The 13,176-nt window shown below is 33.8% G+C and carries 12 protein-coding genes; 9 read left to right on the top strand and 3 right to left on the bottom strand.

What is annotated here, in order from left to right; translation table 11 throughout:
* The 3 genes from ABWU40_RS03495 to ABWU40_RS03505 all read left to right on the top strand — a co-directional run bounded on the left by ABWU40_RS03495 (position 1) and on the right by ABWU40_RS03505 (position 3,607).
* Complete coding sequence (locus ABWU40_RS03495) at positions 1 to 2,484, top strand: hypothetical protein (protein WP_353279115.1); 2,484 nt, start codon at positions 1 to 3, stop codon at positions 2,482 to 2,484.
* A 59-nt stretch (positions 2,485 to 2,543) separates the two neighbouring features.
* Positions 2,544 to 3,403 (top strand): IS630 family transposase gene (locus tag ABWU40_RS03500; RefSeq protein ID WP_156518142.1). Its coding sequence is split into 2 segments (ribosomal slippage): positions 2,544 to 2,868 and positions 2,868 to 3,403, totalling 861 coding nucleotides; the frame shifts between segments, so codons are not numbered across the junction.
* Between the two features lie 15 nt (positions 3,404 to 3,418).
* Entirely contained in the window at positions 3,419 to 3,607 is a 189-nt protein-coding gene (locus tag ABWU40_RS03505) for a hypothetical protein (protein WP_353279116.1), read from the top strand.
* On the opposite strand, the gene pheT is transcribed toward ABWU40_RS03505, so the two are convergent.
* Both pheT and ABWU40_RS03515 read right to left on the bottom strand, forming a co-directional pair.
* Positions 3,598 to 5,937 carry a phenylalanine--tRNA ligase subunit beta gene (gene pheT / locus ABWU40_RS03510; protein ID WP_141457159.1) on the bottom strand — a complete coding sequence of 780 codons (2,340 nt, stop codon included), beginning with the start codon at positions 5,935 to 5,937 and terminating at the stop codon, positions 3,598 to 3,600. The genes ABWU40_RS03505 and pheT overlap by 10 nt on opposite strands.
* 112 nt (positions 5,938 to 6,049) lie before the next feature.
* Positions 6,050 to 6,331, bottom strand: a complete 282-nt coding sequence (locus tag ABWU40_RS03515) for a hypothetical protein (protein ID WP_015589038.1) — start codon at positions 6,329 to 6,331, stop codon at positions 6,050 to 6,052.
* A gap of 229 nt (positions 6,332 to 6,560) precedes the next feature.
* Here ABWU40_RS03515 and ABWU40_RS03520 point away from each other — a divergent pair, with 229 nt between their 5' ends.
* The 6 genes from ABWU40_RS03520 to ABWU40_RS03545 are packed head-to-tail and all read left to right on the top strand — an operon-like array spanning position 6,561 to position 11,146.
* On the top strand, positions 6,561 to 7,286 hold the full coding sequence (locus ABWU40_RS03520) for a F0F1 ATP synthase subunit A (protein WP_015589037.1): 726 nt from the start codon (positions 6,561 to 6,563) through the stop codon (positions 7,284 to 7,286).
* Between the two features lie 59 nt (positions 7,287 to 7,345).
* Positions 7,346 to 7,573, top strand: a complete 228-nt coding sequence (locus ABWU40_RS03525) for a F0F1 ATP synthase subunit C (protein WP_006014985.1) — start codon at positions 7,346 to 7,348, stop codon at positions 7,571 to 7,573.
* Positions 7,574 to 7,576: 3 nt separating this feature from the next.
* Positions 7,577 to 8,056, top strand: a complete 480-nt coding sequence (locus ABWU40_RS03530; protein ID WP_015589036.1) for an ATP synthase subunit B — start codon at positions 7,577 to 7,579, stop codon at positions 8,054 to 8,056.
* Positions 8,057 to 8,064: 8 nt separating this feature from the next.
* A complete protein-coding gene (locus tag ABWU40_RS03535; RefSeq protein ID WP_141457161.1) occupies positions 8,065 to 8,541 on the top strand; it encodes a hypothetical protein in 477 nt (158 codons plus the stop codon).
* A 5-nt stretch (positions 8,542 to 8,546) separates the two neighbouring features.
* The gene (locus ABWU40_RS03540) at positions 8,547 to 10,136 is read left to right on the top strand and encodes a glycosyltransferase family 2 protein (RefSeq protein ID WP_141457162.1); all 1,590 of its coding nucleotides are present in this window, start codon (positions 8,547 to 8,549) and stop codon (positions 10,134 to 10,136) included.
* Positions 10,118 to 11,146 (top strand): COX15/CtaA family protein, encoded by a 1,029-nt coding sequence (locus ABWU40_RS03545; RefSeq protein ID WP_174516784.1) that lies wholly within the window; start codon positions 10,118 to 10,120, stop codon positions 11,144 to 11,146. Before ABWU40_RS03540 ends, ABWU40_RS03545 begins: the two co-directional genes overlap by 19 nt.
* On the opposite strand, the gene ABWU40_RS03550 is transcribed toward ABWU40_RS03545, so the two are convergent.
* Positions 11,095 to 13,170 (bottom strand): acetyl-CoA carboxylase biotin carboxylase subunit, encoded by a 2,076-nt coding sequence (locus tag ABWU40_RS03550; RefSeq protein WP_015589032.1) that lies wholly within the window; start codon positions 13,168 to 13,170, stop codon positions 11,095 to 11,097. The genes ABWU40_RS03545 and ABWU40_RS03550 overlap by 52 nt on opposite strands.
* Positions 13,171 to 13,176 lie beyond the last annotated feature (6 nt).

The raw sequence follows: 13,176 nt of genomic DNA on the forward strand, positions 1-13,176 counted from the left end.
ATGAATAAGGCTGTTGCAGATGATTATGAAAAAGTTGTTGATTTGAATAACAATAGTGATGATTTAGGTAAAGTAGAATCTGTTGCTACTTTGGAGGAGGAAGAAGAATTTTTTGATGCTGTGGAAGAACAAGAGCCGTTAGCTAATTTTAACGTTCCACTCAGTATATTTCATTATAAAGATTATAACTCTGATTTTTTTACTTCTTGGTATAATATATCAAGTAGAATATTTAAAGAGGTAAATCGAGCTTGCCCGGAGAAGAAAGTATTAAATTTAGCTCTATCAGTTTTAATGTTTCCTTATATAGTTTTCACTGCGTTAGGATTAGCCGTATATAATAAATTAAAAACAAATGATAAGACACAAATCAGTTCAGAGGAGAATAAAACAAAAAAAAGTGAAGTAAGTGAAAGTACAGCAAAAAGATTGGCATATGGTGTTCTTGCTGCAATAGTGATTCTTGTTAATATCGCTGTGCTTGCAGCATTACTTATTCCTGCAACACTCGCTTTGGCTACTTTTTATCTTTTAAATAAAAAATTATCTCATTTTTTGATTGCTGCTATTAAAATAAGTAATGGGTTATGTCAAAATGAACACCAAAATATTGAGGTGTCTTTTCATGAGATAGAGGCTATTGAAGCAGATATTAAGTGGAATATGGAAGTTAAGTTTCCACCGCAATTTAAACAACTAGTTAGAGATTTATACGAAGATAAAGATGGTAGTTGGTTTAATGTTGCACGTGATTCAGAACATAATACCATACTGAAATTATCAGCTAATATCCACTTAAAAAATGGTCTTAAGCCTTTACGTAATGAGATCAAGAATGTGCTTGCAACTTCTATTCAAGAATTTGCGAAGACTATGGAAGAACTGATAAAACTAGAAAAGAAAGAGATTACATATGATAAATTGAAGGAATTGTTGGACGAATTCAGGTTAAAAGTGGTAAGTAGCATAGATTTTAAGTTGACAACTCACTTAATATACAACGCCTATCAAGTTGCCTTTATACAAGCAATTAAGTTTCAGCGAGATAGACGGGGAGAAGATTTTTCGCTGGAAGATGAGATAAAAAATTCTTTAGTGAGACAGGAATTAGAGAGCCAAGGTAAGGAATTACCAAGTAGAAAAGAGATTATAATAGAAGATTTGAAAAACGCAGGAATGGAAGTAGAAGACTCAAAAGATGATGAATTTTCTGTACATGAGGCGGAATGGAAAAAGCTTATAAAGGAAGGCGAAATAGTTAAAAGGACAGTAATTGATATTTATAAAAATAAGCATCTCCAAGCAACAGAGAAAGCCTTAGGTAATGCGAAAGAAGAAATTGAACGTTTAAGAGGAATAGGTCAAACAAGGTGTAACAATATATATAAGAAATTAAAAGAAATACATGAAAACAGTAGCTTAACAAATGACACCTTAAAAAGGGGGTTAGAAGACCTTTTTAAATTCGAATATCATGATCAAGAGATTGAGCGCAGGCTGATAAAATCAGTAATGAAAAAAGTTCAAGGTAAGTTAAGTCAATCAGATATACCGGATAAGGAGAAGCAAAGCCTAAGGAAGCAGCTTGAAGATTTAGAAAAAAAAGTAAAGGTTCCATCGGATAAGGAAGCTTCAGCTAAAATAAATGACTTTATAGAAAAGATGTATTTAGAAATAAAAAAATATAAAGTGCAAAGGTTACTTCGAGAACAAAAAAAGGGTGTTTTACGTTTATGCAAGAAATTAAGAAAATATGGTGAATCAGGTCTAGCAGAAATAATTGAAGCTTTTCGCGTGCAAGATGAAGGACATTTAGAAAAATCTACATTAGAACAAACACTCAAAGATCAAAATAAGCGTTTACAAGCTGAACAAAATAACAGGGAAAAAGGGCATCCGGGTACAAGATCAATAGAAGTGCTCTTAAAAAGGAATGAAGAAATTCTGAAAGCATTAAAACAGTTAGAATTAGGCAAAAAAGAATTATTGATAAATGAAGAAACAAAAAATGATTATAAAGAAGAACTAACGTCTCGTGAAAAAATAAAATTTGCAGTAATAGAAGATGATTTACTGAAGGTATTCAAGCTTGAAACTTTTGATGAAAAAGAAATCAAGAAGTTATTAGAAAGAGCAGAACTGGAGTACTGTTTAGCAGAAAAACGCATCAAATATCCTGTAATTAAAACAAAAGATAATATCAAACATTTTAGTCAAAATTTATTGTCTCCTTTGATAGACAATTTGACAAAAAATATAATAAATAATATACCAGGAAATAGTGAAGGTTGTATACAGAAAGTTAAGAACTGGAGTAAAGTTATGTTTGGTGCAATAAAGATTGGAGCATCAAATGCTTATAAAGAGACTACAGAGAGAAAAGCGTTAAATGTGGCACATAATACTTATAAAGAAGGAGAGACATTTCTTCAATGTTTTCAGTCAAATTATGAAGGTATTGGAGCCTTTTTAGGTAATTTATAGCTCTTTCCACAGAAGTCCGGATATGATAAGATAAGGATAGATGGCGATAAGGAGGTTGGATGCCGGCAGCATATAGTTATGATTTAAGAAAAAAAGCAATGGAAGCACTAGACGAAGGGGAAAGCAGAGAAGCAGTGGCAGCAAGATTTAAAATTGGACGAACTACTTTGTGGGAGTGGCAGCAAAGAAAAAAAGAAACAGGCGACTTTCAGTCAAAAAAACTCGGTAATGGAGGTTACAATCAGAAAATTATCGACTGGAATAAGTTTATCGAATTTGCTAAAAAACACGGTAGAAAAACTCTGTCGGAAATGGCTAAACTTTGGGGCAACGTTAGTATCCAAACGATCCACCGAGCTCTCAGAAAAATTGGATTTACGCGCAAAAAAAGACATATGGATACAAGGAAAGGAACGAAGAAAAACGTGCTGAATTCTTAAAAATTATAGCAACAAAAGAACCAGAAAACTTAGTGTATATAGATGAGTCTGGGATTGATAACACGGAGGACTATCCATATGGGTATTGCCAGAAAGGACAGCGATTTTATGCCCTAAAATCTGGAAAAAAAACTCAACGAATCAGTATGGTTGCAGCTTTAAGTAGAAGAAAGATAGTTGCTCCATTAACATTTGAAGGCCACTGTAATATGGATATTTTTAATGGATGGTTTGAGCAATTTTTGGCACCGATCTTAGAACCTGGACAAACTGTCATTCTTGATAATGCTACTTTTCATAAGTCTGATAAGCTTATCAAGCTCGCTAAAGGAGTCGGTGCAGAAATTTTGTATCTGCCGCCTTATTCTCCAGATTTTAACAAAATTGAGCATCATTGGTTTGCTATAAAAAACAGAGCCAGGAAAAACATTCCTCTATTCGAATCCTTTCGTCGTGCTGTTGATTCTGCCTTCCTATGACCTATTCGGACTATTATGAGAAATGCTATATTTTCTGATGATGGGGTAACATTTAAAAATGATGTGTGGCCTAAAATAGAAGAGCATTTGCATGGAATGTGGGATAGATTTTTCAAGGATATTGAATTCAATATTGGAAATAAATTGGATGAAGTAAGTGTGACACAGCAACGGCAGGAAACTATGATTGTGACTCAACGATAAGTTCTCAAAGTTCCTCCGGTATTTTCACATACTAAATTAACTATAGCACTTGATTCTTTTTGGATCTCTTTTTCAGTTAAAGTGTGGATTGGAGAGCAAAAAGTAACTGACAACGCTATAGACATCTTATTCGGTTCTATATTATTTCCATGGTATACATCGAATATCAAAACTTCTGTGATGAGCTCTGAGCTTTTTTTTATCACATTGATTATGTTACCTACTTCCACATCCTTATTTACTATAAATGCAAAATCACGTTTTACACTTTGGTATTTATAATCGATAAATTTCTTTCTACTTACAGGTAAATTTTCAATATTTTCTAGTATTACCTCAAAACCTACAACTTTTTGCTTGATATCAAAAAGATCTAATATATTAGGATGCAACTCTCCAAAATAACCTGCTACTTTATTCTTAAAAGAGAGAGTGCCTGACTTTCCTGGGTGGTAATGTTCTTTTTCTGCTTTCTCTATCGTTAAATTATCACAATTAACGTTAAAAAACTCCAAAGCTGCTATGCAATCAGCCTTTGCGTCAAAAACATCTACTTTCCTATCAGTATTATAATGGTTTCGCGGTAAATTATTTCCTGACCTAATTCCACTTAAAACATACTTAGACTGAGCTTCACCATCGTAAATCGGCCCGATTTCGAAGATTGCAAGATCAGATATTCCATGGGCAATATTATCAGCAGTAACTTGCAATAAATTTGGCATAATACTTGGTCTCATTATATTAAAGCTATTGTTAAACGGATTATCGATGATAAATAACTTATTCGAGTAACCAAATTTTTCAGCTGTTGATTCACTCATAAACGACCAGGTTAGCACTTCATGAAACCCTCTGTTTGTCATCAAAATACGCAAATTGTCGTATGTACTATCTACTTCTTCAACATTATTTGGTAGTGGTTCTTCTTTTATTTTGTCATAGCCGTATATCCTTGTTACTTCTTCGATTAGGTCAGCCGGTATTGTCACGTCCGGTCTCCAGCTTGGTACTTGTACATTCCAATTGCCTTCGGTTTTTTTATCAATACTAAACCCTAGTTTCGTTAAGATATCAAGCACCTCATCAGGCGATACAGACACACTTCCAAACTTGTTCACATCCTGATAATCAAAGCTCACCTTGGTGTCAGCACTATCTAAACTGCCAGCAGACACTACGCTTGAGGTTTCTCCACCACATAAGTCCAGAATCATTTTAGCTGCAAGGTTGAGTCCATCAAAAGTAAATCCAGGATCAACTGAACGTGCAAATCTGTAACTAGCGTCTGTGGAGATGCCGAGCTGCCTTGAAGATTTAGTAATAGAGATGGGATCGAACCAAGCAGACTCTAAAAAGATATCAGTAGTTTCAAGAGTACATTCACTGCACTTACCACCTATAATTCCAGCAATTCCATGAATATTTTTATCACCTGCAATAACGCTTATGTCTTTGTTTAATAAGTATTCTTTACCGTTCAAACCAGCAAATTTTTCTCCGTCGTTTGCTTTGCGTACTGTGAGCTCTCCTTCTATTTTTTTTGCATCATACGCGTGCATTGGGCGGCTGAAAGATATCATAATATAGTTCGTGATATCAACTATTGCAGAAATGGAGCGCATTCCTATCGATTCCAGCCTATCTTTTAACCATTTTGGGCTTTCTTGATTTTTTACATTGGCGATGTATATTCCACTAATAAAACTTTCCCCGTCAGTAACTTCAACATCGATTGGTGAATTTATGGAGCTGGTAAGTTGTGGAATGCTTAAAGTCTTTAATGTCCCAATTCCAGTTGCAGCAAGGTCGCGAGCTATTCCATAAATGCCTAAGCAATCTCCACGATTTGGAGTAACATTTATATCAATTACAGGGTCACAATTGAAAAATTTATCCCCTACTTTATAATCATCGGAAAGCTCGATTATTCCTTCACTTTTCTCTTGAACCAGCGCAAGTTCAGAAGCAGAGCAGAGCATCCCTTCACTTAGCATTCCTCGTATTTTTGTGGACTTAATTGTGAGATCACTTTCTGGCAACGTGCTACCAAGAGATGCAAGTACAGTTTTCATACCTTCTCTAACATTGTTTGCTCCACAGACTATTTGTAGAATTTTACTTCCATCATTTACTTTACATAATTTTAATTTATCAGCATTTGGATGAGGTACGACTTCTAATACCTCTGCAACGATAAACCCAGTCAATCTGGAATTATCGATCACATCTTCTACTTCTAACCCTATGTGAGTTAATTTATCGGTAATTTCTTCTAAACTAGCATTGGTTTCTAAATACTCCAGTAACCAAGATAACGTGAATTTCATCGATCTAACAAGAAATAAAAAAGTTATTGTAATATAAAATGTAGTGCTTTTAAAGCTTGTTGTAGTGGAATACTTCTGCATCATAAACAATGATGTAGAAGCTTTTGTAACTTTATATCTTCTTGCGAAGAGAAAGAATTTTTTCTATGTCACCTTTTAAATCTATCTCCGGAAAGAATTTAAGACTTCCATAATCCCAGGCATCCTCATCAATGTTACCATCAAAAACGAAGTGTTTTATTGCATTATGGCTTTCATCTAGTACGTTGAGTCCTATGTAATAATCGCGAGTATCTTCGTCAAGGAAACAATCTACAAATTCGATGTATCCGTTACCAAATTCCTGCTCCAAATTTAAAAGATGATTAATGTTAATAAAATCTATTTCGTTCATTATATACCTCACTAAAAATTAAATTATAATCAAAATAAGATATTAAGTCAAGATATTGAATAATTTAACAAGATTAGTAAATTTTAAAATACAGAGCTGACTGTAATTAACATTCTAATTACATATTTTGTTAATATGTTAATGTTATAATAATACAGAGCCTTATCTTAATTCTTGACTTTGTCCTATAAAATTCATACTTTATTTACTGTTTATAATTCAGATTAAAATGGCACTAAATCCACTGGAACAGTTTAAGGTATATACAATAATAGAGTTACCTAGGTTATTTGGGTATGACGTAAGCTTTACCAATTCATCTTTTTTCACGATGATTTCGGTGATATTGATGATACTCTTTTTGCTTTTTGGAATAAAGAAGGGGTCAGTAATACCAGGATATTTGCAAGCTGCAGTTGAGTATGTATATGATTTTGTTATTTCAATAATAGAAAATAACACTGGAAGCAAAGGCTTGCAGCACATTCCATTGATATTCACAGTATTTATTTTCATTTTATCGTGTAATTTAGTTGGTGTTCTTCCTTATAGTTTCACGGTCACAAGTCATGTGATAGTCACCTTCGCTTTATCGATGGTGGTTTTTATTTATATAACGATTGTTGGATTTAAAGAAAGGGGAGTAGAATTTTTACGCATATTGCTACCAAAAGGAACTCCTTCGTGGCTTGCACCTATAATAATTATTATTAAGTTGTTTGCTTATTTAGTAAGACCGATTAGCCTATCAATAAGGCTTGCAGCAAATATGATTGCTGGTCATACAATCATCAAAGTGATAGCAGGGTTTATTGTAAATATGAACATATTTTTCACTCCTGCGCCGTTTTTGTTCATAATTGCATTGATAGGATTTGAAGTATTTGTTGCAATTTTACAAGCTTATATATTTACTATATTAACATGTGTATATTTGTCAGATGCAGTAAAGTAATTGACTTCCTTGTAGAATATTTTACAATTATATTATAAAGAAATAATTAAAGGTAATATATGGATTTAGTAGCTTTAAAATTTATAGCAATTGGTTTAGCTGTGTTTGGAATGCTCGGCGCTGGTTTAGGTATAGCTAATATCTTCTCTGCTATGTTAAATGGGATTGCGAGGAACCCTGAATCAGAAGGTAAAATGAAAAGTTACGTTTATATTGGTGCTGCCATGGTTGAAATCATGGGATTGCTTGCGTTTGTACTTGCAATGTTATTAATATTTGCTGCTTAACAGATGCCACAGCTTGATGTTTCAACCTTCTTTTCTCAAGTTTTTTGGTTTTTAATTTTTTTCTCTTCACTTTTTTTCGTAGTAAGTTGTTTATTTTTGCCAAAGTTAGATGAAATAATAAGCACTAGAAGTAAAGAAGTATTGGATTCTTTTAATAGTTCTGTTCATCTTTTAAGACTCACGGAAGATCAGGTTGCCAAGTATAACGCAGCTTTAACCCAAGCTAGAATACAGGCAAAAAAAATCATAGATGATGCACTTGCTCAGGTAGAAGAAATGAGAGCTAATGTAAAGAATATATTAGAAGAGGAAGACAAAAAAAAGAGCAAGCTTATTGAAGAAAAAGTGGCAGAATTTAAATCTGAATATACTGATCAGTTAAAACAAATGGCTACTAGTATTGCTTTAATTTATTATACTAAATTGACCAATTCTGAAATTGAAGAGGAGTTTGTTGCTGATTTGGTGTCCAAAGAATTTTAGGGGTTTTTATGTCTACATCACTGATTATCGGTCTTGCCTTTTTGGTAATTTTTGTCCTTTCGTATAAATTGCTGAAGAAAGTGATAAAAAATGCGCTTAACAATAAGCGTAACAAAAGCAAATTTTCAAGTGAAGAAACTGAAAAATTCAGGAAAGATATGTTGGAGTATTACAAAAAATCTTCTGAAAAATACAAAAAATTAGATGCAGAAGTTAATGAAATGATGAATGAAGCACTTGATAAAGCTAATAGTATCATTAAGCACAATAGACAGCAGCTAGATCAGACATTAGATGACAATGCCCATTCTAACTTGAAGAAAGTCACTGACCAAGTTGAAAAAGCTCTTGGAGATTTACAGGCTAACACAGCGAGTATAGCTGCTGATGCTGTAAAAAAAATAATGCATGAACGTAAAGATGATAAGCGTAGTAGCGAGGTCATATCTTCATTTTCACGTGACTTAAATAAAAAATTGCATTAGGTTTAATGCCTATACTTCAAGCTGATAATGTAGAAAAAATTAAGTTTGATTCTAGTTTATGCAAAGAGCAAGAGAAACTTTTTTACTATAAATTTAATATAATTCCTTGGCAAAAATTAAATGATACTACTTTTTTTATGGTTGAAGACACAAGTCTAGATATCACCCGTTGGGTCGAAACTCATTACGGTATTGACTATGTATTAATAAAAGTGGATAGCGAACAGATTTTAAATCTTCTTAACTCGCACTTTGGTATTTCAGAATTTGCAAGCAACTACTTATATTACAAGAATCCTAATTTTTCAGCCAAAAGCATTAAACTAAGCTCAATATTTTTTGCTTCTTTCTTTATTGTAACTTCAATTTTAACACTCACAGAGAAATGTACATATTTTGCTTTGATGTTGATATTTATAATCGGATGTTCTAGTTATTTATTCAAGTTTATAGCTACAGTTTTTAGCTTATGTGAAATCTCTAATCAAAAAGTGGATTATAGTAAGTTGAATGAACCTATATATACTATTTTACTGCCTGTATTTGAAGAAAGTGCAGTAATAGGGCAATTAATTGAAAGCGTTAAAAGTTTGGATTATCCAAAGTCGAAATTAGATGTAAAGCTTCTGGTAGAAAGTGATGACCAGGAAACGCTAGCAGCTATAGAAAAGTACACTTTACCACAGTATTTTGAAGTAATAAAAGTGCCTCATTCTTTGCCTAGAACAAAAGCCAAGTCATGCAATTATGCTATGAGCTTTGCTAGAGGAAAGTATGCAGTAATATATGATGCGGACGATAAACCAGACCCATTGCAGTTAAAAAAAGCACTGATTGAATTTAATAAGGGCGACGATAAGCTTGCCTGTGTACAGGCGAAATTAAATTACTATAATTGTGATTATAATTTTCTCACAAAATCCTTTTCTCTGGAGTATATGAACTGGTTTCAATACTTATTGCCTGGATTCCAAAAAATGAACATGCCGATGCCTTTGGGTGGTAGCAGTAATCATTTTTCAGTAAAAATTCTAAAAAAAGTGTTTTTCTGGGATGCTTATAGTGTTACCGAAGATGCTGACCTCGGTTTGAGACTTGCGCAAATGGGATATAAAACCAGGATGATTGACTCAGAAACATTGGAAGAGTCACCAATTGCTGTATTTGCTTGGATTAAGCAAAGAGCGCGCTGGATCAAAGGCTATATGCAAACTTATATTGTTCATTTAAAAAATATAAAGTCACTTTATAAACACACTGGATTTAAGGGAATTTTGCTATTGAATCTTTTTGTTGGCTCTGCAGCTTTTATATTTTTTACTACTCCATTTTTACTGCTTTCATTGATATTAACTAAAGTTTTAAATGAATTATTTTTGTACTACTTTGTAGTGGTATACGTTACTAACCTGATTCTTTTGGTAATAGCTGTCAAACAGCAAAAGATGCCTTTTTATTTTTATATAGTATCGATATTTTTTCCGGTCTATAGTCTGCTACATAGTGTTGCAGCTTTTCTTGCCTTGTGGGAGTTTATTCTTTACCCTGAGCGATGGAACAAAACTAAACATGGTTTATGGAAGCAAAACCTGTAGCCATTTGGCTTTTTCTCTGCTGTATTATGGTAATTCTTATGGTAGGAATTGGTGGATTTACCAGACTTACAAGAGCGGGATTGTCAATCACGGAGTGGAAACCTATTACTGGAACATTACCACCACTGAGTAAACAAGACTGGCTACAAGAAAAATTAAAATACGAAGCTACACCTGAATATAAAGCACTTAACTATGGTATTAGTATGGAGGAGTTTCGCGCTATATACTTAATAGAATATGTACACAGATTGGTGGCAAGACTAACAGGTTTAGTTTTTGTCCTGCCATTTATATATTTTACATTAAGAAGAAAAATATCTAAAAAGGTAGTAATAAAGCTATTTGTGGCATTATTATTTGGAGCTTTACAAGCTTTTGCTGGTTGGTATATGGTTAAAAGTGGTTTAGTAACTGAACCTCATGTTAGCCACTATAGGCTTGCACTTCACTTATTATTAGCATTAATTATCTTTGCATTATTGTCATATCAATTTTTTGATTATCAGATAAGGCCACAACAAACAAAACTTAAGGTTAGTGGTAACACTATATACTACGCAAGGATGATTTTGGTCCTAATTGTAATACAAATAATTTTCGGCGCATTTGTTGCGGGATTAAATGCTGGTTTGATTTACAATACCTTTCCACTAATGGACGGACAAGTCGTTCCAGAAGATTTATTTTTCTTACAGCCTATATGGCTGAATATCTTTGAGAACAGAGCGACAGTGCAATTTATACATCGAGCACTGGCATTGCTAATACTAACTTTGGTAGTAATACTCACAGTAAAAAATGCTAGCGTAAAACCGGTATATATTATGCTGCTCTCCATCATCATTCAGATAATTTTAGGAGTGGTTACTCTTTTGTTACACATACCAATAGCCATTGCCATAGCTCATCAAGTGTTTTCATTTATCTTGTTTGGGTCAAGTTTGTACTTCTTGTGTTATTTAAGAAAGCAGACTACATCACCAATCTGCACATTTTTTCCTTCTTGAACGGGAATATTTTTTATCACCATTGCTGCTTCAGCACATATGATATTTTCCATTTTCATTGCCTCCACCACAAATAAAGGTTGTCCTATTTCCACCTGATCTCCTACATTTACGTGCAACTTAACTAATAAGCCAGATATTGGGGATTTTACAGCATCTGCTGAAATCCCTTCTGTTTCATTATTTAGCATTAACCTACTTAATTCAGCTACATGAGGCTTAAATATACAACACTCAGCTTTCATGCCTGCATGTCTTATGAAGTACTTGCTGCCTTGTCTTTCTATTTTAAGTGCTATATTGGTATCGTCATTAATTGTGATATATAGCAATCTATAACTTGATTTCCACTTGCCTATAACGGAGTATTTATTGTGATTATATACCGTTATTAATATATTATCTTGGTATTTTGCATTTACGGAGTACTCATTGTCATTTATATTCACTATGAATAAATCTCTTGCACGGTCACCTGCCATCCGAGTAGCTGATACTGGTGCCCCTTCTTTTTTACTAGATTCCAGTGTCACGCACTGGAATGACACCTGAGATGTTTCATTCACTGCTTTATGATGGTACCTTTCTTCATTTTCCAAATGAACATATAACGCAGTGAAAATAAATATTTTAATATACTCCTCTGTAACAAAATCGCCGTGAAACCCACTAGGGTAATGATCTGGAATGAATCTCGTATGGAGCTTTGCTGCGATAAAATTTGGGTGATGGAAGATGGATTCTAGAAATTCTATATTATTTGTTACTCCTTCTATATAGCATTCAGACAATGCTTTTTGCATTCTGCTGATCGCTTCTACTCTATCTTTTCCATATGTTATCACTTTGGCAATCATCGAATCATAGAACATGCTAATTTCTGAACCTGCAGCAACTCCATCATCTATTCTTACATAATCATTTTCACCCGGTTTATCGTAATATTTTATTCTTCCGCTGGAAGGGAAAAATTTCTTCGATGGGTCTTCAGCGCAAATTCTACTTTCTATTGCAGAACCAGTAAGTTTAATATCATCCTGATTGAATCTCAATTTCTCTCCACAGGAAGTTCTAATCATTTCTTCTACTATGTCTATTCCAGTTATAAATTCTGTTACTGGATGCTCAACTTGCAATCTCGTATTTACCTCAAGAAAATAGAAGTTTTGGTCTTTATCTACAACAAACTCAACAGTGCCTGCTGAAAAATAGCCAACTTGCTTTGCCAGAGAAACACATTGAACATACATTTTTTGTCTTACTTCTTCACTAATGAATGGACTTGGCGTTTCTTCTATTATTTTCTGATTATTCCTTTGTATCGAGCATTCTCTTTCTCCAAGACAAACTATATTGCCATATTTATCTGCTATGATTTGTATTTCAATATGTCTTGGCAACTCTATATATTTCTCTATAAAGATACTGCCATCCTTAAAACTTTTCTCTGCTTCATTTGTGGCTGATGTAAATGCTAGTTCAATTTCTTTTTTGGAGTTTACAATTCGCATTCCTTTGCCACCACCGCCTGATGCAGCTTTAAGCATAACCGGAAAGCCAATTTCTTCAGCAACTTGAGCTGCGTGGGCAGCGTCGCTAATCTTACCCATATATCCTGGCACTACATTCACTCCAGCTTTTTTTGCCGCTTCTTTTGCTGTTATTTTGTTGGCTGTAACTTCTATTGTTTCTGCACTGGGGCCGATGAAGTCTATATTGTGTTTTTGCAAAGCACGTGGAAAATCTGGATTTTCTGCTAAAAAACCATAGCCAGGATGAACTGCCTGCGCACCTGTTTCAACTGCTACTTCACATATTTTTTCAATGTTTAAATAACTGAGGCAAGATGGCGAAGGGCCGATATATCTTGACTCATCTGCTTGTCTTACATGCACAGAATTTACATCTGCATCCGAGTATATGCACACACAAGATATACCCATCTTATGGGCAGTTCTGATAATCCTGCAGGCAATCTCTCCTCTATTTGCTATTAAAATCTTACTGTACTTCTTTTCTATCATCGTATG

Origin of the sequence: Wolbachia endosymbiont (group A) of Cydia amplana (assembly GCF_964028495.1) — a bacterium.
Lineage (GTDB): Bacteria > Pseudomonadota > Alphaproteobacteria > Rickettsiales > Anaplasmataceae > Wolbachia > Wolbachia pipientis.

Coding starts and splice junctions, on each gene's coding strand:
- ABWU40_RS03520 (WP_015589037.1), top strand. CDS start 6,561: ATGGCACTAAATCCACTGGAACAGTTTAAGGTATATACAATAATAGAG.
- ABWU40_RS03495 (WP_353279115.1), top strand. CDS start 1: ATGAATAAGGCTGTTGCAGATGATTATGAAAAAGTTGTTGATTTGAAT.
- ABWU40_RS03540 (WP_141457162.1), top strand. CDS start 8,547: ATGCCTATACTTCAAGCTGATAATGTAGAAAAAATTAAGTTTGATTCT.
- ABWU40_RS03515 (WP_015589038.1), bottom strand. CDS start 6,331: ATGAACGAAATAGATTTTATTAACATTAATCATCTTTTAAATTTGGAG.
- ABWU40_RS03530 (WP_015589036.1), top strand. CDS start 7,577: ATGCCACAGCTTGATGTTTCAACCTTCTTTTCTCAAGTTTTTTGGTTT.
- pheT (WP_141457159.1), bottom strand. CDS start 5,937: ATGAAATTCACGTTATCTTGGTTACTGGAGTATTTAGAAACCAATGCT.
- ABWU40_RS03550 (WP_015589032.1), bottom strand. CDS start 13,170: ATGATAGAAAAGAAGTACAGTAAGATTTTAATAGCAAATAGAGGAGAG.
- ABWU40_RS03505 (WP_353279116.1), top strand. CDS start 3,419: ATGAGAAATGCTATATTTTCTGATGATGGGGTAACATTTAAAAATGAT.
- ABWU40_RS03525 (WP_006014985.1), top strand. CDS start 7,346: ATGGATTTAGTAGCTTTAAAATTTATAGCAATTGGTTTAGCTGTGTTT.
- ABWU40_RS03535 (WP_141457161.1), top strand. CDS start 8,065: ATGTCTACATCACTGATTATCGGTCTTGCCTTTTTGGTAATTTTTGTC.
- ABWU40_RS03545 (WP_174516784.1), top strand. CDS start 10,118: ATGGAAGCAAAACCTGTAGCCATTTGGCTTTTTCTCTGCTGTATTATG.